The following is a 24,147-nucleotide window of genomic DNA, read 5'->3' as shown; positions in this document are numbered from 1 at the left end:
GGTCAGGCCTCCGTCTGACGAGTGCGGGGATCGAGAATGGCGTAGGCGATATCCGCAATGATGTTCGCGACCAGAACGGCCAGGACCAGGACGAGGAAGATGCCCTGCATCAGCGCGTAGTCCTTGGCGCTGGTCGCGTTGAGGAGCAGCAGCCCGATACCGGGATAGGAGAACACCATCTCCATCACGATCGTGCCGCTGACGATGAAGCCGATGGCGAGGGCGAAGCTCTGGATCTGCGGGAGCACGGCGTTGCGGGCCGCGTAGCGCCACAGCACGCGCCGGTCCGGCATGCCTTTCGCCTGTGCAACGGTGATGTAGTCCTCGTCGAGCACGGTGAGCATCATGTTGCGCATGCCGAGCACCCAGCCGCCGATCGAGACGATCACGATGGTGAGCATCGGGAGTGCGGCGTGCGAGATCACCTGGCCGATGAAGTCCCCGTTCCACCCAGGTTCGACGCCCAGCTCATAGGCGTGGCCCGCGGGGAACCAGCCGAGCGTCGTCGAGAAGATCGCGATGAAGATGAGGCCGACCCAGAAGTAAGGCACCGTGCCCAGGAACGTCGTCACCGGGACGAAGATGTCGAGCTTGCCGCCGCGCCTCCAGCCGATCACCGCGCCCAGGCTCGTTCCGATGAGGAACGAGACGACCGTGGCGAAGCCGACGAGCCCGAGCGTCCACGGCAGCGCCGAGGCGATCGCGTCGCCAACCGGCGCCATCCCCGTGGAGATGGAGACGCCCAGGTTGCCGTGCAGCAGCATGTCCCAGTAGTTGACGTACTGCTGCCACAGGGGAACCGACTTGTCGAGGCCGAACAGGAGCCGGAGCGCCTTCTCAGCGTCCGGGGTCAGCTGGCCCTGGCTGCGCGCCATGTACGCGTCGACCGCGTCGCCCTTCATCAGGCGGGGCAGGAAGAAGTTGATCGTGATGGCGGCCCAGAGGGTGAACACGTAGAACGCGACGCGCCCCCCGATGAAACGCCACGGGACGCGGATGCCGCCACGCTCAGCCTTGGTGGCCGTCGTGCCGACGAGCGTCGGGTCGGCGGGGCTCAGGCCCGGGGATGTTGCGGTCTCGGCGCTCACAGCGCACCTCCTGCAGTCTGTGCGGTCAGCGACCCGAAGTGCATCTCAGGGTCGGGGGACGCGGCGCGGAGCTCGCGGGTGTAGGGGTCTTGCGGGCGGAGGATCACGTCGTCGGCGGCTCCGTGCTCGACGATCCTTCCCTGATTGAGCACGATGATCTCATCGCTGAAGTGCCGGGCGGTGGCCAGGTCATGGGTGATGTAAAGCACCCCGAGCCCTTCTTCCCGCTGCAGATCGGCAAGCAGGTTCAGCACTCCGAGACGGATCGACACGTCGAGCATCGACACCGGCTCGTCGGCCACCAGCAATGCCGGCCGGGACGCCAGTGCGCGAGCGATGGCCACGCGCTGCCGCTGCCCGCCGGAGAGCTCGTGCGGACGGCGGTCGATCACGGCATCCGCATCCAGCCGGACACGGAGCAGGAGGCGCCGCACCTCGTCGTCGACCTCCTTGCGCGGGACGACAGCGTCGAGCAGGAGCGGACGTTCGATGTGGTGGCGGATAGAGTGCGAGGGGTTCAGCGACGCGAACGGGTCCTGGAAGACCATCCGCAACTGCTGACGATACTTGCGCAACCGCTTCCCCGACGTAGGGATCGGGGCGCCGTCGAGCAGCACCTCGCCGCGGGTGGGGGTCTCCAACTGGGTGAGGATCTTCGCGATCGTCGACTTGCCGCTGCCCGACTGGCCGACCAGTCCGATGGTCTGCCGCGGGCCCAGCGTGAAGCTGACATCGTCCAGGGCCTTGAGCTGTCCGGATCCTCGGACGTTGTAGAACTTGGTGACGTTCTTGAACTCGAGCGTCGTCATCGGACGACCACTCCTCTCTCGCCCGTGAGCCGCGGGAACGACCGGAGCAGCTTGCGCGTGTACTCGTGCTGGGGGTCGGTCCAGATCTGCTCGGCAGGTGCGAGCTCGACGATCTCGCCCTCGCGCATGATCGCGATCCGGTCGCTGATCTCCAGCAGCAGTGGGAGGTCGTGGGTGATGAAGACGACCGAGAAGCCGAAATCGTGTCGGAGCTCGGAGATCTGCTTGAGGATCTCGCGCTGCACGAGCACGTCGAGTGCGGTCGTCGGCTCGTCCATCACCATCAGCTGCGGCCGGAGCGCGAGCGCCATGGCGATCATGACCCTCTGGCGCATCCCGCCCGAGAGCTCGTGGGGGTAGGAACGTACGCGCTGGCCGCCCACCTTCACGATCTCCAGGAGCTCGACAACGGCCGCTCGACGCTCGGAGCGACTCATCCCCGGGCGATGCACGAGGAAGACGTCCTCCAGTTGGGATCCGACGGTGGCCACCGGATTGAGAGCGTTCATGGCCCCTTGGAAGACCATGGAGATCTTGTCCCACCGGAAGCGTCGCATCTGCTCCACGTCGAGTGAGTTGATATCGATGTCGTCGCCGCCTTCGTCGTGGAAGACGACGCTGCCGCTGGTGATGACGGCCGGGGGTTTGAGGAGGCGCTGCACGCCGTAGGCGAGGGTGGTCTTGCCGCAACCGCTCTCGCCGGCGAGGCCGACGATCTCGCCGCGCTTGATGTCGAGGGTGACGTTCTTGACCGCCGCGACCGGCGGATCCACGTCGTACACGACAGAGAAGTCGCGTATGGAGAGAAGGGAGTCTGTCATGAGGGCGTCGCTTTCGGGCTGTCCGCGCGTCGCCCGGGGCGGGCTCGAGCTCGAGGCCCTCGCCCACCCCGGACGTGCTGGGTGACTACTTGCCCGCGGGCTTCAGGTTCATGAGCACCTGAACCGCCGACGGCTGCGTCGGGTCAGCGGTCGCGTACTGGTCCTGCTCGCTCGGCCAGCCCGTGAACTTGCGGGTGTTGTACTGGGCCAGCTGCGGGTGGGTGCCAATGGCGATGGCCGGGACGTCGTCCACGAAGATCTTCTGCAGCTTGTTCAGGGCCGCAGTCCGTGCGCCGTCGTCGGATGCCTGTGCGTACTCCTTGAGCAGCGCCGTCGCCTCCGGGTTGTTGTAACGTCCGAAGTTGTCCGAGACCTTGCCGCCGGCTGCCTGCTGGAGGTAGCTGCTGTTCATGGTGTCGTCGTAGATGTGCCACGGGTTCGAGCCGGAGCCGGTCCAGTGCAGGACCGCGTCGAACTTGCCGGAGGCCACGTTGGCGAACCAGGTGTCGGCGTCGGGCGTTGCGACCTTCGCATCAGCGCCGAGCGTGGTCTTGATCTGCGTCGCGACCAGCTGGATGCCGGTGACGTAGTCGTTCCAGCCCTGCGGGTCCTGCAAGGTGAAGGAGACCGGGTTGCCCGACGGGTCGATCAGAGCGCCGCTCTTCCACGTGTATCCCGCGTCGGTGAGGACCTTCTTGGCGCCGTCGATGTCGATCTTGAAGGTCTGGTCCTTGTAGTCGGGCGCGATGTACTGGTCACCGGTCGGCTGGGGGATGCCCGTCACACTCGTCAGCTCGGGGCCGGCGTTGCCGCGAGCCGTCACAGCGTGCGCCTTGCGGTCGATGACCATGTTGACGGCCTTGCGGAACGCGACGTTGTTGAACGGAGCCTTGGTGGTGTTGACCACGATCATGTCCGGGCTGAGGACGTTGGCGCCCCAGAACACGTTGTGCTTCGGGTCCTTGTCAACGTAGTTCTTCTGGTAGTCGGTGATGAAGATCTGGGCCCAGTCGGTCTCGCCGCTCTGCAGAGCGCGGAGGAGGCCCGTGTTGTCGTTGTACTCGAGGTACTTCAGCTCGGCCACCGGGACCGTGCCACCCCAGTAGTTCGTGCGTGCCTTGAGGACGACGCCCTGCGACGAGAAGCTCTTGATCGTGTACGGGCCGGTGCCGACCGCGTTCGTGACCGCATCCTTCGTCGGGTCCGCGATGCCCTTCCACAGGTGCTCGGGGACCATGGCGACCTGCAGCACGTCGCCCTGCTTGACGAACTTCGACTCGCTGAAGCTCAGGACGACGTTGCCGCCGTCATTCTTGGCCTCCGTCAGCTTGAGGCCAGCGAGGTCGAGAGCGGGGGTGTTCTTGATCAGGTTGTACGTGAAGACGATGTCGTCCGCGGTGAAGGGCTTGCCGTCGCTCCACTTGACGTTCGCTCGCGGAGTGACCGTCAGCTGCGTGTAGTCGGAATTCCACTTGACCTTTGAGGCGAGCCACGGGGTCGTCTCGTTCTTGCCGACCGGGTTCACGATCGCGAGGGGCTCGTAGATCATCCGGTCATAGCCGAGCGACATACCGGAACCGGTGGTGATGAACGGGTTGTTGATCTCGGTAGCCAGGATGGCCGCGCCATCCGGCTTCGCCACGGTGAGCGACCCGGTGCTCGCACCGCTCGCGTGGGACGAGCCGTTGGACGAGCAGCCGGTGAGCGCCATCGCGCTCAAAACGGCGATCGCCGACGCTGTGATCAGGTAGTTCTTAAGCCTCATTGCTTCTCCTTGGTCACGGGCACTTCTGTGTGCCCGGTGGTGCTGGAATATCGGATGACAATAACTTGCTTACTGGTCAGAAAGCAAGTTGAAGTGAGGTTACTGGCTGGTAAGCTCGCACGCAACCAGAACAAGCAGGAAGCCATACGGAGGGGCCATGAGCGGCAGCAGTGCCAGTGTGCGGCCGGAGACCGAGCGCAAGCGCACGGAGATCCTGCGGGCGGCGATCGAGACCTTCGGCACCAAGGGATCCGCCAACGGAACGCTCGCCGACATCGCCGAGCAGGTCGGGATGACCCACGCCGGCGTCCTGCACCACTTCGGGTCCAAGCAGAACCTGCTCCTCGAGGTGCTCGAGTTCCGCGACCAGGACGACGTCGCCCACCTCGCCGAACGGCACATCCCCGGTGGTCCCGCGCTGTTCGCACACCTTGTCGCGACCGCCCATCGCAATGCGCTGCGTCCCGGAATCGTGCAGGTCTACACTGTGCTCTCGGCCGAATCAGTCACCGACGACCACCCCGCCAGAACATTCTTCGAAGACCGCTACGGCGTTCTCAGGCACGAGATCGATGCCGCGTTCCGGGAACTCTGCGCCCAGGAGAACATCACCGAGCCCGAGACGATCGATAAGGCCGCGGCATCCATCCTCGCCGTCATGGACGGCCTCCAGCTTCAGTGGCTCCTCGACCCCACAGCTGTCGACCTCGGCGGGGCCAGCGAGTTTGCAATAGAGGCGATTGTGAACAGCGTGCTCAATGCTGGGCCCAATCTGTCTTCGTACTTACGCGAGGCCTGAAAGCGTCAGCGCAACGTCTTGTTCGCTGAGGTGGGAGTCGGCGTAGGACCCGCCTTTGAGCCGGTTCGCGGAAGACTCGCCGCCTGTGTCCGCGTGGGCCCGCTGTTCGCCTGGTAGAGCGTCGCTGTAGTCGGGGCGCGACGTGCAATTCGATAGAATCCGGCAATGCCCAGCCCTCGCCCACTCGGTGACTACTTGTGATCGTAGACGAGGCCGCGGCGTCCGATCTGCGATTCGTGGATTACTACCGCTACACGTACGCGAACAAGCCCACGTGGCAAGGGCCGTAAAGCGCCTGCCAACTCCCCTACGACATAGCTGAGGCTCGACCCGCCGACGTTATGACCTGGACATCAGTTGCCGGCGCGGCCGTGTGTTGCGGTGAGAATTCAGTCGCAGCGGCTCGGGGTACATGACTCTCGCCACAGGTGGCCTAACTCATCGCTCCCTGTGCCACCAACATCAGCGCCACAGCGTCGCACACACGGAATAGAAGATCCCTGTCCAATCAGGCAGAGATCTCATTTTCGTGCAGCGCCTCGACCCGCGAAATCCCAAAGCGGTGAGTAAACGGTGAGTTTGGCCAAAAACTATTGAACGGGTACTGTTGGGAACAGCCCAAGTTCCGCCAATTTACTGGGATCGCGGGCTATGCGAGTGTAGTTCAATGGTAGAACTTCAGCTTCCCAAGCTGATAGCGCGGGTTCGATTCCCGTCACTCGCTCTCTGTGCTACTGACGGAAGCCTAGGCGTCAGTCTGATCCCGATGGCGGCCGAATGACGGTGATGCCTTCCGAAGTCGCCTGGTCCATCCCGGGAAGCAGCGCGGCGCCCTCCTCCAGGGTGACCACGGCGCCGATAAGGTCGTGGGGTCGCACCGCACCGCGTGCGACCAGGGCGAGCATCTCCGGGTAGTCGGCCGCCGACATGCCGTGGCTCCCGAGCACGTCGAGTTCCCACGCCAGAATCCGGTCGAGCGGCAGCACCGGCAGCTGGTCGGGTGTGAGCAGGCCGATCTGCACGTGCCGGCCACGGCGTCTCAGGGAGTGCACGGCATCCGTGCTCGTCATCGCCGAGCCGACCGCGTCGATGCTGACATGGGCGCCGCCTCCGGTGAGGTCGGCGATCTCTGCGGGAGTGACGTGAGATGCCTCGATGCCGTGTTCGGCGCCGAGCCGCCGAGCAAGCTCGAGTGCGGCCGGGTTGCGGTCGACCGCGATCACGCGAGCGCCGAGCGCCGTGGCGATCATCACCGCGCTGAGCCCGACACCGCCGACACCGTAGACAACCAACCATTCGCCCGGCAGAACGTGAGCGCGAGCGTGGACCGCGCGATAGGCCGTAGCGAAGCGGCAGCCCAGACTTGCAGCAGCGTCGTCGGTAAGGCTGTCTGGCACGGCGACGAGGTTCAGGTCGGCCGCCCGGACGCTCACCCGTTCGGCGTGCGAGCCCCAATGGGTGAATCCAGGTTGAGTCTGGTCGGGGCACACCTGCGACTGGCCGCTCTCGCACCACTCGCAAAAACCGCATCCGTTGACGAACGGTGCCGTCACCCGGTCGCCGATGCGCCAATTGTGCACCCCGGCCCCAAGCGTCTCGACGATGCCGACGAACTCATGCCCGGGAACGTGCGGCAGGCGCACGCTGTCGTCGTGCCCGGCCCAAGCGTGCCAGTCGCTGCGGCAGAGCCCGGATGCGGCGACGCGGATCACGACGCCGCCCTCCGGGGCGACAGGGTCCGCCACCTCGGCAACAGACACCGGCCCGCCGAACTGCTCGTAATAGATCGCCCTCATTCAGCGTTCTCCTTCCATGGTCACCGCGCCAAAAGAGCGCGATCCAGAAGCCACATCAATGGCACAACTAGACGTCGGGGCGTTCGCCCGGGCGTGCCCTTGACCCCGCAGCCGCGACCGCCCACAGCGCGAGCATTCGGCGGATTGGCTAATGCAGCTGCAACATCTCGAGCACGCCAAGGGCCACCGCGGCCGCTGAAATAAGGATGCCTGCGACGGCGAATCCTCGTCCCCGGCGTTTCCTGTCAACGTAGCCCGCAATCGAGAAGATCAGTCCGAACGCACCGAGCAGTACGGCGATGATCTGACCGTTTGTGAAGCCCACGAAGAACGCGACGAGCGCGATCACGAACCCAGAAATCGCGATCCCGCTGAACTTCGGCTCGGTGGGGGCGACACGCTCAACCTTGGGGATGGGTGCGGCTGGCGGAGGTGCTGCTGGTGAAGTTGGCACGAACACATCAGTCCACCCATGTCCGTCCCACCAGCGCATCCGGCCCTGTTCGTCTGCGTACCATCCGGCCGGTGGTCCGGGAGGGCTCGGCGTTTCGCTCGTCATGGCCACATCGTACGACCCCGCACCGGTCGCCAGTGGGGGTGCCTGCTCGGCGCTTCGGTCGACAAAGCCTCGCAGTGAAGTTCGTATGCTCCACCCGGATTGGGGCTGGAGAAGCCGCTAACGTAGGTGCGGTCCAGTAGCTGAGACTGTCCCGCGTTTCCCTATCCGATCTGTCGGTGAGAAGCAGGGATAGATTCCCGTCAGGAATTCCAGTGCCGCAGCTTTTCGGGATTGCAGACGATCCACACGTCCGTCATCGCGCTGGGCGTACCCGCGAACGTAACGACCTCGATGACGACGCTGTCTCGCGTACCGATCAATCCGGGAGCGCCATTCACCGATCCGATTTCCCAGTCGGTCGAACGCGCCCTCCATCGATGGACTGCCTCGCCGAGCGGCTGCCAGGCCTGCGCGTCCGTGTCGCTTTGACCATGCGCCCCCTCGATCGCAGCACCGCTGTCCACGACGACCCGAACGGTCGGACCCACGAGACGAAGGATCTCGATCACATCGCCTCCCTGGAAGGCGCTCAGAAGAAGAGAGGCTGCGGCATAGCGCCGCTCCCGGTCACGCCGCCCCCGCTCGTCGGGTGCTCGTCTCATGCGATCGGTCCTCACCGGCCGCTATGCCGCGACCTCCGCGCGCCAGGCCATTGTCCACTGTGTCGTCATCGAGGTTGACGGGTTCGATCCTGTCCTCAAGGAATGCTCGGGAGATGCGCGCTTGAAGCCGATCTCGCCAGCGGAGCCGACCGCGCTGGTCGGGACGCGCCTCACGTGGCGTGGCGGCACGGGGCCCGGTGAGCCTCAGCCGGTCGTCGTCGGGGATCGGGCTGTGGACCTCCACGTACTCGCCGCCGGGCAGCCGGACGACGCGACCCGTCTCATAGCCGTGCAGCAGCAACCCGCGATCCTTTTTCTGCAAGGCGACGCAGACCCGACGGGTGAGGACGAAGGCGATGACAGGTCCGAGTACGGCGACCGCTTGGATCGCGTGTACGACCGACTCCACTCCCAATTGGAAGTGCGTGGCGACGAGGTCGGCGCTGCCGGCGCCCCAAAGGGCCCCGAAGAAGACGATCGCTGAGACCCCGAGTCCCGTGCGCATGGGTTCGTTTCGCGGCCGGTCCAACGCCCCGTCGGCCGGGCCGTTCCCCCGGACCCAACCCTCAAAGAATGGATAGAACGCGATAGCGGCGAGGAAGATCCCGACGACGGCGAGAGGAAGCAGGATGGCCAGGGTCCAGGTGTGTCCCAACCAGACGAACTCCCAGCCCGACGGCACAAGTCGAAGCGCTCCGTCGAGGAAGCCGGTGTACCAGTCCGGCTGACTGCCGGCCGATGCTTCACCGGGAGAAGACGGTCCGTACAGCCACACCGGGCTGACCGTCACCGTCGCTCCGATCAGTATCAGCATCCCCGACACGATCGCGAATATCCCTCCTGCCCTGACGGCGAGATCTGGGTAGACCGGAACACCGACCTCGCCGGGGTATGTCGCCGCTTCCTGGCGATACGTGCTGCGCCCTCGCAGCGCAAGCAGCACGACGAGCAGGACCGGGATGACTGCGATGTGGATCGGGTAGAGGTTCTCGATGATCCGCCCTGGGAACTCACCCCCGAACAGCAGCCACGACAGCCAGGTCCCCGCAACGGGGATCCCCAGCACTATGCCTTCCACGATCCGTAGCCCGGTGCCCGAGAGCATGTCATCCGGCAACGCGTACCCGCTCCAGCCGCCCGCGAGCGCCACCACGAACAGGCCGAACAGCACCAACCACGATCCGCGCCGCCGCCGGAATGCCCCCGTGAAGAACGTCACTGCGAGCTGCAGCATGATTGCGGCAGGCAGCAGCAGCGCCGCCCAGTGATGCACCTGCCGCACCAGGAGGCCGCCCGGGATGCTGAACGAGATGCGTAACACGGAGGCGTAGGCCGCGGACCCCTCGCCTGCCGCCTGTGGGAAGAATGAATCCGGGAGGGCGACCCGTCGGCTCGACGGCGCGTACCAGAACATCAGGAGCAGCCCGGTGACGAACAGCAGCCCGACGCAGGCGAAGGCGACAACGCCGAACAGGTTCGACCAGCGCAGCGGCGCCCGACGACTCGCAAGATCCGAACGCACAGCAGCGAGCCGGCGTCCTGGTACCGAGCGCGACGACGCCTCGGACAACCGTGCGGTCAGTGAACGACGCGGCCGGCGTGCGACAGGCATCAGATTCTCCTCGGGCTCGCCGCGGACGCCGGTGCGGCGGCCGTCGCGCTGGTCACGAATGCGCGCCGGGGATCCTGCACCGACAGCAGTGAGACGATGTCGCGCCCGAACAGCACCGCGCTCGCCCACACCAGGATGACCCGGACTTTGCGTTCCCAAGTGGGTATGGCCAGAGCGTGATAGCCGCGGTGCATCACCCAGGCGAGGAGGCCGGTGATCACAATTCTGCGCCATTGGAAGATTCCCTTGCCGAGACCCAGGGTGGCAACGACGCCGAGGCTGTGGTGAACGTAGTCCCGGGTGCCTTCACCGCGCACGCTGGCCGTGATATTCCGTGCGAGCAGCCTTCCAGGCTGATAGGTCATGTAGGGCCGCGGATCGACCACCACGATCTCCGCCTCGTGCGCGCGGAGCTTCTTCTCGAGCCCCCACGCTGTATAGAACCCGGCGTAACCGCCACCCACAACGAGAATCCGACGCATTGCGATCTCCTGTCCTCTCACCATCTATGACAGGAAAGGCAGCAGATCTGTGACATTCAGACGGCGGGAACGTCTCCCAGCTTGTTCGGGTTCAGAACCCAGAGCAGGCGATGGATGCCGTCATCGTCGAAATCGGGGGTCACGACGGCGAACACCGCACCATCACGAGTCGCAACGATGGTGGGTTCGCCGTTGAGTTCGGCGAGATGCAGGCTGCCGCCCTCCCAGAACCGCGACGCGAACGCGTGCATGTACCTCGCCACGGTTTCGCGGCCACGTACGGGAATGCGAGTGGCGCGCACCACTCCGCCACCGTCGGAGTACGAGACGATGTCGTCGGCGAAGAGTTCTTCCAGCGCTGCCATGTCACCCGACCGTGCCGCCGCCATGAACGCCTCGAGCAGGCGGCTGCGCTCCGTGGTGGCGACCGTTCGCATCTGGCGTTCCGCGGCGAGGTGTTTGCGAGCTCGGCTGACGAGTTGCCGCGCCGACGCCTCCGTCGCTTCGACGATTCGGGCGATCTCCGAATACGGGTAGTCGAACGCCTCACGAAGCACGTAGGCTGCACGCTCGGCCGGTGGCAGTTTCTCGAGCAGCACGAGGACAGCGAAGTCCAGCGCCTCTCCCCGTTCTGCGCCCAGCGTCGGATCGGCCGAAGTGTCGACCGGTTCCGGCAGCCACGGCCCGATGTAGGTCTCACGCGTGGCGCGCGCGGATGTTGCCGCATTGATCGCGAGACGCGTCACCGTGGTTGCCAAGAAAGCGGCGGGTTCACGCACCGAGTCCCGGTCGTATGTCTGCCAGCGCAACCAGGCGTCCTGCACGATGTCCTCTGCGTCCGACACCGCGCCCAGCATCCGGTAAGCGATGCCGAACAGACGGGGCCGAACCGCCGCGAACGTCTCGACCGCTGAGGTCAGCCCCTCATCCGGCGCCCCCCGCTCGGTCATGAGACCGATGCTACCTCCCCTCGGGGGCGGAGGTGCCGCCTCCGCCCCCGCCATCACGCGTCCGGTATCTGCGCGCGGGTCCACGCCTGCAAATCCGTCGTTCCACGAAGCTGCGCGGCGATCTGGCTGTCGTGGCCTGGAGTCAGCGACTCGTCGGTCACGGTACCGCCGAAATACCCGACAGACAGGTCGGCCACGATCTCGCGCCGGTCCCCGCGCCCGGCGAGGATTTTCGCTGCTGCGTCTGCCAGCCGCACCGGTTCGGGGCCGGCCAGCTCCAGGATGGCCTCACGAGGCGCCGCGACTGCGATGTCCGCGAGCGCTCTGGACACATCGGCGGCCGCGATCGGTTGCATCAGGACTGGCGAGAGACGAATCGTGTCGCCCTCCGCCCCACCTTCGGCGAGCGCCGGCAGGAACTCGAAGAACTGGGTCGCCCTCACGATCGTGTACGGAATGTCGCTGTCCTTCACGATCCGCTCCTGCGCCATCTTGGCGCGCATGTAGCCGATGTCGGGCATGCGGTCGGCTCCAACGATCGAGAGGACCACATGATGCGCGACTCCTGCTCGCCGCTCGGCGTCGACGAGCGTGCTGGTGCTGCGCTCGAAGAACTCCATGACGGGTCCGTCCTCGAATGATGGCGCGTTGGAAACATCCACGACCACGTCAGCCCCCTCGAGCACCGCATCCAAGCCAGCGCCCGTGACGGTGTCGACGCCGGTGGAGGGCGACGCGGGCAGCACGTCGTGGCCGGCTTCTCGAAGTTGCTGTACGAGCGGTCGGCCGATCAGGCCGGTTCCACCGATGACGACGATCTTCATTTCGAATCCCTTCGGTCTTGGCAACCCGCGTATTGCGGGGGCCGATAGCTCAGACCGGTCGGCCCTGCAGGTTGTGACAGGTTGTCCGAATCGGCTCGTCGGTCACGACGATCGCGGTCCTGACCTGACGCCCCGCCGCGCCTTCCTCTGTTCCTCGTCGCGAGCCACGCCGAGCGGCCAGATCAGGTGCAATTGCGCGCCGAGGAGCATGCCGACGATCGGGACGATGGCCGCGATCGGGCCCTGCGCAGGATGCCGCAACTGCGACGCGAGCGTCTCCCTGCTCCGTGCGCCGCGGATCGTGTGGGCGACGAGGAGCCAGACCCATGCGATGGCAGCCCCGACCCACAGGAGTCCGGGAACCAGCGCCGGCACGGGCAGTGCGGAAGCTTCCGTCGCCCACAGTGCCGCAAGTCCGGCGAGGCCGAACGCGATGGCGAGCGTGTTGAGCGGAATACGGGGCAGCGCCCGCTTCACTCCGCGGTCCGTCATGCCATGCCCCGTCCGGCGTCGAGGGTGTCCATCGTGATCCCCTACGGCACGTCCACGAAACTCGCGAGGGCCTGAGCAGGGTCGACGATGTAGGTGGAGAGCATCCGGCCCGTGTCCGGACCGAGGTCGAGCGCGTTGTGCGGCGTGCCCGGCGGCATGAGGAATGGGTCGCCTGCGTGCAGGTTCAACGATTCCTGCCCGGCGATCTTCATCTCCACGTTGCCGGCCAGGATGTAGCCGACCTCCTCCCCGGGATGCGTGTGCCAGCCCGACTCCACACCGACGGGGATCTCGGTCAGAACCTGCACGATCTCACGGCCTGGAATCGAGGAGGGCTTGCGCTGGAGTTCAGTGCGCTTGAGCTTGCCGGCAAGCGCATCCGCTGGTGAGTCCGTCACGACGACACCGCCTTCAGCGCCTTCATGATCACATCGGCGACCGCCTGTGGCTGCGAGATCATGATCACGTGCGAGCCCTCGAGCTCGAGGATGTCCGCTCCGGCCCGCTGGGCCATCGAAAGGATCACATCCGAGCCGGCGGCCTTGTCGCCGCGCGCGACCACAGCCCACGACGGCAGTGTCTTCCAGGCCGCAGCCGTGGATTTCTCCTCGAAGGCGGCGGCGGCGACGGGCCTCTGCGTCGCACCGTAGACGTTCGCCTGATCCTCGGGGAGGTCGCCGGCGAACACGGTGTGGAACTGGGCGAGATCGACGAACAACTCGATCGCTGTCTCGTCGCCGTTGCCCGTGGGATAGTTGCGCTGCACGAGGGCTGGGGCCAGGGCGCTGTCCCTGGAGGTGCCCTCCACCTCGCCGAGGGACTCGTCCACTTCGGGCGAGAAGCCGGAGACGAAGACCAGGCCCTTCACATTGCTGTTGTTCGCGGCAGCGTTACTGATCAGTGCGCCGCCGTAGGAGTGCCCGACAGCGAGGATCGGACCGTCGATCTGGGCGAACACCGACGCGATGTAGGCGATGTCGACGGCGAGGCCGCGCAGCGGCACCGCCGGTCCGAGTACCGGGATGCCGGCCTTCAGCAGGATGTCTGTGACAGCGGCGAAGCTGCCGGCGTCGGCGAAGGCGCCGTGCACGAGCACGACAGTGGGGGTCGGCGACGAGTCGTCGGTCATGGTCATTTCCCTTCCAGAAAGGTGAGCAGGTCGTGGTTGAACTCCTGCTCGTGCGGTCCGGTGAGCCCGTGCGGGGCGCCCGGGTAGATCTTCAGCGTCGCGTTCGGCACGATCTTCGACGATTTGAGCGCCGCCGCCTGGATCGGGACGATCTGGTCGTCGTCGCCGTGGAGGATCAACGTCGGCACATCGATCTTTGTGAGGTCTTCGGTGAGGTCGGTCTCGGAGAACGCCTTGATGCAGTCGAATGCACCTTTGATGCCGACGGTCATCGACATCAGCCAGAACGCGTCCCGTGCCCCTTCTGAGACCTGCGAGCCTTCGCGATTCGCTCCGTAGAACGGGTAGGCGAGGTCCTTGTAGAACTGGGAGCGGTCGGTGAGGACCTTTTCGCGCAGTTCGTTGAACGGCTCGATCGGCAACCCTTCGGGGTTCGCGGCGGTCTGGAGCATGAGCGGCGGGATTGCGCCGAGCAGCACGACTTTGGCCACCCTGCCGGTGCCGTGCCGACCGACGTAACGCGTGACCTCTCCTCCGCCGGTGGAGTGGCCGACCAGAACGGCGTCATGGAGGTCCAGGGCCTCGATGACTGCGGCGAGGTCGTCGGCGTAATGATCCAGATCGTTGCCGTCCCACGGCTGGTCTGATCGGCCACCGCCGCGTCGGTCGTGGGCGATGGCACGGTAGCCGTGATCGGCGACGAACTGAAGGGTGCCGTCCCAGACGTCTGCGGTGAGCGGCCAGCCGTGGCTGAAGACGACCGGTTGCCCGGCTCCCCAGTCCTTGAAGTAGATCTTCACCCCGTCGTTCGTGGTGGCGTATGGCATCGTGCTCTCCTCTGCGTGCGGTTGATGGGCACCGGCAAGCAGACCACGAAAGCGGTTGTTCCCGAATCCGGGAAATACCCCAGCCTTCGGCGTCTTCTGGTGCCCCGAATCGGTTGCAGTCCGGATGCGCGGACAGTTACGGTGAAATCCAGGCCGTCACCCGAGGCGGAAGCCGGTGGAAATGAGCACAATCGGCGGGCCCCCGTTCATCGGTCGCGCGGTGGAGCGAGGCGCCCTGCTGGACCTCCTCGGCGTGGTCATGAACGGCCGGAGCGGTTCGCTGGTCTTCCTCGGAGACCCGGGCGTGGGGAAGACCCGGTTGCTGGAGTTCGTCGCCGACCCCACGCAGCGAATCGGCGTGATCCGCATTGTGGGCATGCAGTCCGAGGTCCGGCTCGGTTTTGCGGCGATCCACCGGCTGTTGCTCCCGTATCTGGACCGCATCGACCAATTGCCGGGACCCCAGCGCGATGCCCTCCTCACGACGTTCGGCATGCTCGACGACTCGCCGCCCGCGCCTCTGCTCGTCGGGCTCGGAGCGCTCAGCCTGCTGGCCATGGCGGCCCGGGATCGCCCATTGATGTTCATCATCGACGACGCCCAGTGGGTCGATCGGGAGTCCCTCGGAGTGCTGGGTTTCGTCGCCCGCCGCGCATATGCGGACGGCCTGGGGTTCATCTTCGCGGGGCGGGAGGGTTATGCCGCGCTGCGCGCCCTGGACGGGCTGCCCACCACGCACCTGCGGGGGCTGCCGAGGGACGAAGCCATGACTCTTCTCGATTCGGCCCAACAGGACGGCCTCAGTTCACTGGTGGCGGCCCGGATCGTCGCCGACACCGACGGCAATCCCTTCGCAATGCTCGAGATCCTCCGGCAACTCACCGCGAGCCAACGCAGAGGACGCCTCCCCCTGCCACGGCAGCTCCCGACGGGCCGAGGACTGAATGCGCATTTCCTCCGCCAGGTGGAAGTCCTTCCGCGTGATACTCGTTCTCTGCTGGTTCTCGCCTCCGCGATGTCAGACGACGACCCCTCGGCACTGTGGAGGGCGGCGGCGCTGCTGGGCATCGAGGGCGACTCCCTCGACGCGGCTGTACAGGCGGGACTGCTGTCGATCGGAGAGCAGGTCCTGTTCCGGCATCCGCTCATCCGCTCGGCGGTGTACCGATCCGCTGAACCCGAGCAACGTCGCGCCTCGCATGCCGCCCTCGCGGCCGTCGCCGAGGCGGATGGCGAGCCGGACCTGGCGGCCTGGCACCACGGTTCGGCGGTCGCCGCACCCGACGAAACGGTCGCCGCGGAGCTCGAGCGCTCAGCCCACCGTGCCCAGCGGCGAGGCGGGCAGGCAGCGCAAGCCGTTCTCCTCAGCCGGGCCGCCGAACTGACGCCGGACGCCCGTTCGCGAAGTGTGCGGCTGCTCGGCTCCGCTCGCGCCTACCTGGAGGCCGGCGACGGCATCCTCGCGGAAGCCCTGCTGGACAAAGCGGCTCCGTGGCTTGAGCCCGAAGGCCGGAACGTCGCCGTCCAGCGGCTGCGTGCATCCATCGCCGTGTTCTTCTCCCGTCACAAAGACGCACCAGGAATTCTTCTCGAGGCGGTGACCGAAACCGATCCCGCGGACGTGCCGCTCATCCGAGACATGCTTTTCGATGCGCTGCAAGCCGCCGTCGTGGCGGGCGGTTACACGGTCGGAGTGACACCCCTCGACGTCGCCCGCGCTGCTGTGGCCGTCCCCCGGCGGCCGGACCGGGACGCGACCGCGCGCGACCTCCTCCTGGATGGTTTCGCGACCCGTCTGGCGGTCGGCTATGAGCGGGCCGTCCCCCTCCTGAAGGATGCAGTTGCCGGCCTGTTCCGGGACGACGACACGACGAGCGGCGTGCCTTCGACGATCCTCGGCTGGTTCGCCGCCGACGACGTCTGGGACGACCGCGGGCGAATCGCCATGTTCGAACGCGCGGCCGACGAAGAGCGTCGATCCGGGGCGCTCGGGGCGCTCCGGATCACTCTGGCCGGGTTGTGCATCAGTCGGGCGATGGCCGGCGACATGGATTCAGCAGAGGAGACCTACTTCGAAGCCGCCGAGATCTCCGCCCTCATCGGTGTGCCCGCGCCGGCGACGACCGGAGTGCTGTTGGAGGTGCGCGCCTGGCAGGGCCGCGAAGAAGAGAGCCGCGCGACCGCCGAGAGCACGGCTCAGTGGGGGCGCGAACAAGGTGCCGAAGTCCTGGAGATCTTCTCCTGGTTCGGGCTCACCATTCTCGAGATCGGGCTGGGCAACTATCGCGAAGCAGCCGCCTGGGCCGCGGAGATCTACCGGCGCGATCCGCCCGGATTCGGCAATCGCGTCCTTCCCGAGATCGTCGAAGCCTGCTCCCGGACCGGGCAGCTGGAGGTCGCAGGGGAGGCGCTCGACCGGCTGGGCGCGCGCGCCGAGGCGAGCGGAACCCCGTGGGCTCTGGGGATGCTCGCGCGGTCGCGTGCGCTCCTCGCTCCGGATGACGAGGCTGAGCAGCTGTACCGCGAGGCCATCGAGCACCTCGGCCTGACGCTGGTCCGCACCGAGCTGGCCCGGGCCCAGTTGCTCTATGGCGAGTGGCTGCGCCGACAGAAGCGGCGCAGGGATGCGCAGGAGGCGTTGCAGACGGCCTATGACTCCTTCGCGGCGATGGGGGCACAGGGCTTCGCGGCCCGGAGCCGGGCGGAGCTGCAGGCCGCCGGCTACCGGACCGACCTGGGGACGGATGCTTCCTCAGTGCGGGCGACCCTCGGCCTTACCGCACAGGAGACCCAGGTCGCCAGACTCGCGGCCGCTGGGGCGACGAATGCAGAGGTCGCCGCCCGCATGTTCATCACGACGTCGACGGTCGAGTACCATCTGGGAAAAGTCTTCCGGAAGCTCCGGATCACCTCCCGGAGACAGTTGGCGAAGCTGGTCCTGTAGGGCGGGTCCGGGTGGCCGGTCCTCAGGCCGCGGCGCTCACCTGGGTGAGAATCGTGGGCAGCGTCTTCCGGACATACCCGGACTCGAAGAAGCGCGTCTCGTCGGCGCCCCGGAGCAGCCACGTCTCGAAGGATCGCTCATACGTGTTGATGATCACCCGGACTGCGAGCTCGGGCGGCCATGAGAACCGTCGGTGCAGTTTGTCGAACAGGTCCGCGAAGACGCTGCCGAGAGCCGTGACGAACATCTTCTCCCCGTCGGCCACTGCGGCCGTCCCCGCTGCCGATCGCAATGATGCGATGCGTCTCTGGGATCTGATTATCAGGCTTGTCCGGTCCAGCGGGAACGATTGCGCGATGGCCACAGCAGCCCCAGCGATGGCTGACTCATCCGTGGAGTCCGTCACCAACCGATCGACACCCGACCGCAGTCGTTGAACGCATTCGTCGACGAGCACGACATGAACCGCATCCAACAGCGCTTGTTCTGTGGGAAAGAGTTGCCGGAAAGCGCCGGCATTCAGCCCGGCTTGTGCGCAGATGTCCGCGATCGACTGTTTCGTGAGGCTGCCATCGAGAGGGAGCGACGCCCGTGCCGCGTTCACGACAAGCCGGCGGCTGCGAGCGCGGTGCGCCTGGGCCTCCGCTGAGCGGCTCACGGCAACCTCGCCGTGTGGATTGCGCCGGCCGAGGTCCGCTCACCCGGTAGAAGAGGGCAGAGCCAGCGAACCTCTGGCTGCTTCGCCAACCCGGCGAAGGTCCGACCGATCGCGAGGACGACCCCGTCGGGTCGAATCACTGCGAAGCGCGCTCCCGCGGCTTCGAGCCACTCGGTCAGGATGCGCGACGCAGTGCTCGATGGGACGGCAGCGGCACACGCCACCCGTGCGGCAGTCGCGCCCTCGACGAGGCGGCGATCGGACTCCGACGCGACGAGCAGGGTGAACCCGGAGCCGACGGTCGGGTCGATCAGCACCTCCCCGGCGGCGGGGACGAGGCACACCAGGGGCAGCATCGCTCCCCGGATTGTGCGGGGGACCCGCCGGCTGACCAGTGGACCGGCGACCAGCGGCGGTGTCGCGCTGCTCAGGATGCTGTCTCCCACGCGGGGGATGCGATCGAGAAGGGGCAGGACAACGCGCCGCGCGGCACGGGCGACGCGCCCCCCGCCCGTCATGACCTTGCCGATCATCACCGCTCTCCGCACCAGTGCCTCCGCGTGGGGAGCTCGTTCCGCTTCGTACGAATCCAGCAAAGCGTCGAAGTCCGGCCTGCGGAGGGCGATGTCCAGCTTCCAGGCCAGGTTGATCGCGTCCCGCAGCCCCGAACCCATCCCCTGCCCGATGAACGGCGGGGTGAGGTGCGCGGCGTCGCCGGCGATCAGGAGCCGTCCGAGTCGCCATTGCTTGGCTACTCGTGCGCGGAACGTGTATTCGAGGCAGCGCACTATGCGCAGGTCGCGGTCATCGACATGGGCGACCCAGGGGTCGATCAACGTCCGCAGCTCGGCAAGTCCGGGATAGTCGTCGGCGTTCTCGCCATCGAGGAGTTGGAACTCCCAGCGGTGGTGATCGCCGGTGACATGCATGTAGGTGGCCGCACGGCTGGTGTCGCAGACCTGCTGGACGCCGTTCCAGGGGTCCACTGGAACGCCGCACCGCACGTCGACGACGAGCCAGCGCTGCTCGAACCCGAGATCGAGATTCGTCGAGCCGATGATGCGGCGGACCACGCTGTTGGCTCCGTCGCAACCGATGACGAACTTCGCGTGCACCTGCTGCAGCGCGCCGGTATCGACGTCACGAACGCGAACACTCGCGAGCGAGCTCGACTGCATGACGCCGATGAGCTCCTGACCGCCGGCGAGGGTGACCGAGGCGAAGCCGGCCAGGTTGCGCCGGAGTAGCTCCTCGAGATCCGGCTGGTCGAACATGTTGGCTTGCGGAAGGGCACCCGATTCCCGCCGCTCGAACTGCGCCAGGATACGGTGGTCGGCGTCGACGAGTCGCAGGCCGCTGGCAGGTTCGCTGATCGTCGCGAACTGCTTCCCGACCCCGAGTTGGTGGAGGATCTGCAGCACCTCGTCGTCCAGGTGCACGGCGCGCGGGAGCGGGTACGCCTCGTGGTGGGGATCGATGACGAGTGTGCGGATCCCACGTTGGCCGAGGAGACCGGCCAGTGTCAGGCCCGTTGGTCCAGCGCCGGCGATCAGGACGTCGACCTCAGAGGGCAGGACCGCGGCTGCGGCGCTCAACGCCATCCGATCGCGAGTGCGGTCGCGCCGGAGACGAGCGCGAGCAGGATCAGCAGCGCGTCCAGCGGCAGCTTGTTCCGTTCGGAGTACCGCACGTTGGTGATGGCGGCACCGACCTGGAGGGCGACGAGCCCCATCGATGCCGCGACCGGGAGGACCGGCCCCCAGCCCAGCAGCACCGGGAAGACCAACGCGGCGACCGCGGCCAGCTCGAGGACGCCGATTCCCTTGACGACCACGGCGGGCACAGAGTCGGCCCAGAGGAATCCGTTGTCAGCGACCAACTGAGGCTTGGGCCTGACGAGCTTGAGCATCCCGACGGCGGTGTAGATGACGACCTGGGGGACGACGGCGACCCAGTAGAGCCAGATCATGGGGTAACTCCTGTCACGACGAATTCGAAATCGCGCAGCACCGAGGATGCCGACGCTACGTCGTCGAGAGAACCCGCGACGGTCACGGTCAGCCGTCCCTCGACATGGGTTGCGGCCACGTCGACGCCCCGTTGCCCGGCAGCCTCCAGCTCTGCGCGGGCGGCTCGCGCCGCGGCATCCTCACGCAATGCCGGCTTGAACGGCTTACCGATCGAGGTCAGCGGCAGTTCTGGCAGCTCGATGAGCCTCACCGGGCGAGCGGCCGCTTCGTCGATGTGCGACGACGCCCAATCCATCAGTTCATGAGGAGCCAGCGCGGCACCGGGCTTCGGGACGACGTAAGCGACCGGGACTTCACCCGACTTGCGGTCGGGCCATCCGACCGCGCCGACGGCGACGACCGAGGGATGGCTGAGCAGGGCTTCCTCGATGACCATCGGGTCGATGTTGTGGCCTCCGCGGATGATCACGTCCTTGTTCCGGCCCCGGAGAGAAACGGTCTGGTTCTCATCGATCGAGCCCAGATCTCCCGTTCGAAGCCAGCCATCGACGACGCCATCCCTGCTGAGCACGCGACCGGCCGGAGTCTGGTGGACGTATCCGGCGAAGACAGCGGGGCCGCTGATGACCAACTCGCCGACGTGACCGGGGGGCAGATCGCGCCACCGGCCATCGGAGTCGATGTCGACGGCCTTGATGTGCTGGTACGGCAGCCGTTGCCCCACCGACTCCGTGGCTCCAGCGCCCGGCGGTACGACAGAGCTTGCGCACGTCGCCTCGGTGAGCCCGTAGCCTTCACGGAGACGGATCCCGGTGCGTGCGAAGAACGCCTCGCTCACAGCATGCGGCAGGGGTGCCGCACCGACCACGGCAACTCTGAGGCTGTCGATTCGCGCATCGACCTCGAGTGCGGCCAGTGCGCCATAGACGGTCGGGACCGCCGACATGGCGAAGGCGCTGTAGTGTTCGACGATCTTCCAGAAGGACCCATACAATCCCGGATCCCGGTACCCTCGGGGACCTGGCCAGACGCTGCGGGAGCCGCTCACGAGTGGGGCGAGTCCCGTGACCATGAGGGCATTCACATGAAACAGCGGCAGGCCGGCGAGGATCGTCGCGCCCGACCTGAAGTCACCGGCGAGAGCCAGCGCCCACGCCGTAGTGGCTTCGTTGGCGTGCGTGTGGGCGGCGACCTTCGGTGCACCGGTGGTGCCGCCGGTGTGGAAGAACGCGGCCACGTCATCGGGTCGCGGCGGCCGGACATCGAGGGACTCTGGGTCGGCCGTCGCGGCCAGTGTCTCCAGATATGCGACCGTGACGCCATCCCGGTCTCCCAGCTGCGGTGCCGCGGTGTCCGCACCATCGGGACGTAACGCGAGAAGCGCGGTCAGACCGAGCGTCTCGGAGGCATCGAGCAGTCGTTCCCACAGTCCCGAGTTGAACTCAGGGCCGGCGGCGACGATGACTCTCGAGCCCGTCGTACGCATCAATTCGCCGATCCGTTCAACGTCGAAGACCGGGTTGATGGGGGCGGCGATGCCCACCGCTTCCGCCGCGAGTATCGTCGCGAACAACGCCCCGGTGTTCGGGGAGACGAGCGTGACCGCATCCTGCCGGCCGACTCCCAGGCGCACCAGGACGTTTCCGATCCGGTGCACGGCCGCGGACAGTTCGGCGAACGTCCAGCCGTACGCATCGGTATACCTGCTCGGGTCAGGGATCCAGACAGTGGCCGTCGCTTCGGGCGATGACACGGCCGCTCGCCGGACGATGTCGTAGGTCGTGAACGCGATGTCGCGATCGGCGAGAGCAACGCCTTCGATCAGGGCGAGGTCCTCCGGCCCGTGCAGGGGGAGCATGTCCACAACGGTCACCGCAATCCACCGGAGCGCACTGTATTGACCTGGCTTCCCAGGGCGATCGCGCCGTCAGGGCGGCCGATCGTGGCGATCACGACGTCTCCATCGTGGAGGTATCGGGGGTTCGACGCTTGCCTCGAGAAGAAGGCCCTCCACCGCGCGGCCGGCGGCAGGAGGGCAGCGACCTTCTCGACCAGTTTCGGCGGCGCCTTCAGGGCGGTCCCGCCCGGCGTGCCGGTGAGCACCAGGTCTCCGGCATCGAGGATCTGGAACCGCGCCAGCAGGGTGAGCGCTTCTGCGGGGCGGACGATCATCTCGGCGACGGTGCTGTTCTGGCGCACCTCACCGTTCACGGTCAGCGTCAGTCGCAGTGCTTCCAGATCGGCGAGCTCGTCCGCGCTCACGAGGGCGAGGTAGGGACCGACCGGCGTGAAGGTCGGGTACGACTTCGACTCATAGAACTGGGTCCGGGTGAGCTGAATGTCGCGCGCGCTCACGTCGTTCGTGACGACGAGTCCCGCAACGTACTCGCCCAGATTCTCCGGGGTCACGACATCCCCGATCTCGAGCCGTCGTCCGAGCACCAGACCGAGCTCGACCTCGTAGTCGAGAAAGCCGACATGCGGCGGGCAGACGATGTCGTCGGTCGGCCCTGTCACTGAACCCGATGCCTTCCTGAAGAAGGTGGGGAGCACGGCGGCGGGGTCGAATCCCGAATCGATGGCATGCGACCGGTAGTTCACCATCTGGGCCACGACGCGCGCCGGCGCTGTGACCGGGGAGACGAGGACGACGTCGCTCGCATCGGGTCCCGGGGATCCGTTCTCGACGGCGCGGTCGATGGCCTCACGGTCTGCCAGCAGTTCGCGGGTGGTGGATGCGCGCGTGTCGATCGACACGAGACGCCCGGACCTTTGGACCCACCATCCGTCCGCGGTTCGGGCGATGTTCACGCTCATGCGCTCATCGCCTTCATGAGGCTGCGCATCGCTGCCGGGTCGAACTCGTTGTCGTTGATCGACAGCGCCTTGAGCACCGCCCCGATCAAAGCCGGATTCGGATTGGTGCCGAGGAAGTCACGGGTGACGGGAGGACCCCACTGGGACAGCCCGCTCGCACTCATGGCGGCCCATCCCGGCTCGACCGTGCAGTCGAACAGGTCGCCGTCCGCGTAGTGCTCGAACATCAGACGGTCGGGATCGCGCCAGTAGTCGAAGATCTGGCTTCCCTGGATGTGCCTGCCGATACCCCAGACCCGCTTGTAGCCCTGTTCCGACAGGTGCATACCGCCCATCGCCACTGCGTCGAGGTCGGTGACCTGGTATGCGGAGTGCACGTAGCCGTTGTGCATGCCGAGGTGCATCGCCAAGGTGTGGTGATCCGAAGGCACCGATCCCAGATCGCAACGGATGAAAGCCATCGTCGGGCCACGGTCGCGCAGATCGTCGAGGTAGAGGAAGTCGCTGACGATGAGGCCGAGGAAATCCAGGTACCACTGCAGGGCCGCCCGGAATCGAGTGGTCTCGAGCACGACATGGCCCAAGCGCTGCACCTGTGCTTGACCTCCCGGCGGACGTTGGGTCTCGTTGAAGCGTTTCGGGTCAGCACCGGAGTTGAAGGTCAGCGGGGGTCTCTCGGGGAGGGCCCCGAGGGCGGTCAGTCCCGCGGCGACCCGCACAGGGATTCCGCTGGGATCACGGAGGGTCACCGACGTGCCCCCTCCGTAGGCGGCCAGGTTCGACCCGGTGGCTTTGGCAAGGCGTTCGACATCTTTGGTGGACTCAGCGAGGAAGGTGGGCCCGACGAACCCTGCCTTCGTGCCTCGCCGGATCACCAGGCAGGGCACGCTCGACCACGTGCCACGCAGAACGAGACGGTCCGGGGTACGCGCCTGCACCTGGAAACCGAAGTCCACGGCGAATCGTTCCGCACGGTCGAGATCCGGCTTGACGAAATCCAGGCTCGCCAACTCGACCACCTTGATGATCGGATTCGTCGAGCGGCCGGGATGCTCGCTGCGCATCCCCCCGAGTTCGCTGTGCAGGCCGCTGTGCACATCGACCGCCTCGGCGGGACTCGTCACTTCGATCTCTCTGCGCAAACTCACGATGTCTCCTGACTTCGTTGTCATTTATCAACTCTGATAAAAGTATCAATCAACG

Annotated in this window: 23 protein-coding genes, 1 tRNA gene and 1 pseudogene; 4 read left to right on the top strand and 21 right to left on the bottom strand. The window is 66.5% G+C overall.

Annotated features, from left to right (window positions below; all coding sequences use genetic code 11):
* Positions 1-2 precede the first annotated feature (2 nt).
* The 4 genes from ACV7NN_RS12795 to ACV7NN_RS12780 form a co-directional block, all read right to left on the bottom strand.
* Positions 3-1,088: an ABC transporter permease gene (locus ACV7NN_RS12795; RefSeq protein ID WP_463349956.1), complete on the bottom strand. Its 1,086-nt coding sequence runs from the start codon at positions 1,086-1,088 to the stop codon at positions 3-5.
* A complete protein-coding gene (locus ACV7NN_RS12790) occupies positions 1,085-1,897 on the bottom strand; it encodes an ABC transporter ATP-binding protein (protein WP_463349955.1) in 813 nt (270 codons plus the stop codon). The genes ACV7NN_RS12795 and ACV7NN_RS12790 overlap by 4 nt, the downstream gene beginning before the upstream one ends.
* A complete protein-coding gene (locus ACV7NN_RS12785; RefSeq protein WP_463349954.1) occupies positions 1,894-2,718 on the bottom strand; it encodes an ABC transporter ATP-binding protein in 825 nt (274 codons plus the stop codon). Before ACV7NN_RS12785 ends, ACV7NN_RS12790 begins: the two co-directional genes overlap by 4 nt.
* An 85-nt stretch (positions 2,719-2,803) precedes the next feature.
* Positions 2,804-4,483 carry an ABC transporter substrate-binding protein gene (locus tag ACV7NN_RS12780; protein WP_463349953.1) on the bottom strand — a complete coding sequence of 560 codons (1,680 nt, stop codon included), beginning with the start codon at positions 4,481-4,483 and terminating at the stop codon, positions 2,804-2,806.
* Positions 4,484-4,640: 157 nt separating this feature from the next.
* Between ACV7NN_RS12780 and ACV7NN_RS12775 the strand changes: the two genes are divergently transcribed.
* The 3 genes and pseudogenes from ACV7NN_RS12775 (at position 4,641) to ACV7NN_RS12765 (ending at position 6,006) form a co-directional block, all read left to right on the top strand.
* Positions 4,641-5,282 (top strand): TetR/AcrR family transcriptional regulator, encoded by a 642-nt coding sequence (locus tag ACV7NN_RS12775; RefSeq protein WP_463349952.1) that lies wholly within the window; start codon positions 4,641-4,643, stop codon positions 5,280-5,282.
* A gap of 197 nt (positions 5,283-5,479) precedes the next feature.
* A pseudogene (locus ACV7NN_RS12770) lies at positions 5,480-5,572 on the top strand (glucosamine-6-phosphate deaminase); the annotation flags it as partial.
* 363 nt (positions 5,573-5,935) lie between these two features.
* A tRNA-Gly gene (locus ACV7NN_RS12765) sits at positions 5,936-6,006 on the top strand.
* A 28-nt stretch (positions 6,007-6,034) separates the two neighbouring features.
* Here the strand turns inward: ACV7NN_RS12765 and ACV7NN_RS12760 are convergent.
* From ACV7NN_RS12760 to ACV7NN_RS12710, 11 genes are all read right to left on the bottom strand, one after another.
* Positions 6,035-7,078, bottom strand: a complete 1,044-nt coding sequence (locus ACV7NN_RS12760; RefSeq protein WP_463349951.1) for a zinc-binding dehydrogenase — start codon at positions 7,076-7,078, stop codon at positions 6,035-6,037.
* Positions 7,079-7,226: 148 nt separating this feature from the next.
* Positions 7,227-7,637, bottom strand: coding sequence for a DUF2510 domain-containing protein (locus tag ACV7NN_RS12755; RefSeq protein WP_463349950.1), 411 nt, complete (start codon positions 7,635-7,637; stop codon positions 7,227-7,229).
* A 200-nt stretch (positions 7,638-7,837) separates the two neighbouring features.
* Positions 7,838-8,146: a hypothetical protein gene (locus ACV7NN_RS12750; protein ID WP_463349949.1), complete on the bottom strand. Its 309-nt coding sequence runs from the start codon at positions 8,144-8,146 to the stop codon at positions 7,838-7,840.
* 58 nt (positions 8,147-8,204) lie between these two features.
* Complete coding sequence (locus ACV7NN_RS12745; RefSeq protein ID WP_463349948.1) at positions 8,205-9,851, bottom strand: cytochrome b; 1,647 nt, start codon at positions 9,849-9,851, stop codon at positions 8,205-8,207.
* Positions 9,851-10,333: a hypothetical protein gene (locus tag ACV7NN_RS12740; protein ID WP_463349947.1), complete on the bottom strand. Its 483-nt coding sequence runs from the start codon at positions 10,331-10,333 to the stop codon at positions 9,851-9,853. Before ACV7NN_RS12740 ends, ACV7NN_RS12745 begins: the two co-directional genes overlap by 1 nt.
* A gap of 56 nt (positions 10,334-10,389) precedes the next feature.
* On the bottom strand, positions 10,390-11,283 hold the full coding sequence (locus ACV7NN_RS12735) for an RNA polymerase sigma-70 factor (RefSeq protein ID WP_463349946.1): 894 nt from the start codon (positions 11,281-11,283) through the stop codon (positions 10,390-10,392).
* A gap of 53 nt (positions 11,284-11,336) precedes the next feature.
* The gene (locus ACV7NN_RS12730) at positions 11,337-12,107 is read right to left on the bottom strand and encodes an SDR family oxidoreductase (protein ID WP_463349945.1); all 771 of its coding nucleotides are present in this window, start codon (positions 12,105-12,107) and stop codon (positions 11,337-11,339) included.
* Between the two features lie 102 nt (positions 12,108-12,209).
* On the bottom strand, positions 12,210-12,599 hold the full coding sequence (locus tag ACV7NN_RS12725; RefSeq protein WP_463349944.1) for an SLAC1 family transporter: 390 nt from the start codon (positions 12,597-12,599) through the stop codon (positions 12,210-12,212).
* Between the two features lie 41 nt (positions 12,600-12,640).
* Entirely contained in the window at positions 12,641-12,997 is a 357-nt protein-coding gene (locus ACV7NN_RS12720) for a cupin domain-containing protein (protein WP_463349943.1), read from the bottom strand.
* Positions 12,994-13,728, bottom strand: coding sequence for an alpha/beta hydrolase (locus ACV7NN_RS12715; RefSeq protein ID WP_463349942.1), 735 nt, complete (start codon positions 13,726-13,728; stop codon positions 12,994-12,996). The genes ACV7NN_RS12720 and ACV7NN_RS12715 overlap by 4 nt, the downstream gene beginning before the upstream one ends.
* A 2-nt stretch (positions 13,729-13,730) precedes the next feature.
* Positions 13,731-14,555 (bottom strand): alpha/beta fold hydrolase, encoded by an 825-nt coding sequence (locus ACV7NN_RS12710; RefSeq protein ID WP_463349941.1) that lies wholly within the window; start codon positions 14,553-14,555, stop codon positions 13,731-13,733.
* Positions 14,556-14,736: 181 nt separating this feature from the next.
* Between ACV7NN_RS12710 and ACV7NN_RS12705 the strand changes: the two genes are divergently transcribed.
* On the top strand, positions 14,737-17,499 hold the full coding sequence (locus ACV7NN_RS12705) for a helix-turn-helix transcriptional regulator (RefSeq protein WP_463349940.1): 2,763 nt from the start codon (positions 14,737-14,739) through the stop codon (positions 17,497-17,499).
* 22 nt (positions 17,500-17,521) lie between these two features.
* On the opposite strand, the gene ACV7NN_RS12700 is transcribed toward ACV7NN_RS12705, so the two are convergent.
* The 6 genes from ACV7NN_RS12700 to ACV7NN_RS12675 are packed head-to-tail and all read right to left on the bottom strand — an operon-like array spanning position 17,522 to position 24,092.
* The gene (locus tag ACV7NN_RS12700; protein WP_463349939.1) at positions 17,522-18,157 is read right to left on the bottom strand and encodes a hypothetical protein; all 636 of its coding nucleotides are present in this window, start codon (positions 18,155-18,157) and stop codon (positions 17,522-17,524) included.
* Entirely contained in the window at positions 18,154-19,752 is a 1,599-nt protein-coding gene (locus ACV7NN_RS12695; protein ID WP_463349938.1) for a bifunctional 3-(3-hydroxy-phenyl)propionate/3-hydroxycinnamic acid hydroxylase, read from the bottom strand. The genes ACV7NN_RS12700 and ACV7NN_RS12695 overlap by 4 nt, the downstream gene beginning before the upstream one ends.
* Positions 19,749-20,126, bottom strand: a complete 378-nt coding sequence (locus ACV7NN_RS12690; RefSeq protein WP_463349937.1) for a DoxX family protein — start codon at positions 20,124-20,126, stop codon at positions 19,749-19,751. Before ACV7NN_RS12690 ends, ACV7NN_RS12695 begins: the two co-directional genes overlap by 4 nt.
* Positions 20,123-22,000 carry an AMP-binding protein gene (locus ACV7NN_RS12685; protein WP_463349936.1) on the bottom strand — a complete coding sequence of 626 codons (1,878 nt, stop codon included), beginning with the start codon at positions 21,998-22,000 and terminating at the stop codon, positions 20,123-20,125. Before ACV7NN_RS12685 ends, ACV7NN_RS12690 begins: the two co-directional genes overlap by 4 nt.
* Positions 21,997-22,944, bottom strand: coding sequence for a fumarylacetoacetate hydrolase family protein (locus ACV7NN_RS12680; protein WP_463349935.1), 948 nt, complete (start codon positions 22,942-22,944; stop codon positions 21,997-21,999). The genes ACV7NN_RS12685 and ACV7NN_RS12680 overlap by 4 nt, the downstream gene beginning before the upstream one ends.
* Positions 22,941-24,092 carry a VOC family protein gene (locus tag ACV7NN_RS12675; RefSeq protein ID WP_463349934.1) on the bottom strand — a complete coding sequence of 384 codons (1,152 nt, stop codon included), beginning with the start codon at positions 24,090-24,092 and terminating at the stop codon, positions 22,941-22,943. Before ACV7NN_RS12675 ends, ACV7NN_RS12680 begins: the two co-directional genes overlap by 4 nt.
* Between the last annotated feature and the right edge of the window lie 55 nt (positions 24,093-24,147).

The sequence above is a fragment of the Leifsonia sp. Ger2509 genome (genome assembly GCF_055231915.1).
This window is presented reverse-complemented; position numbering and strand designations above follow the sequence as displayed.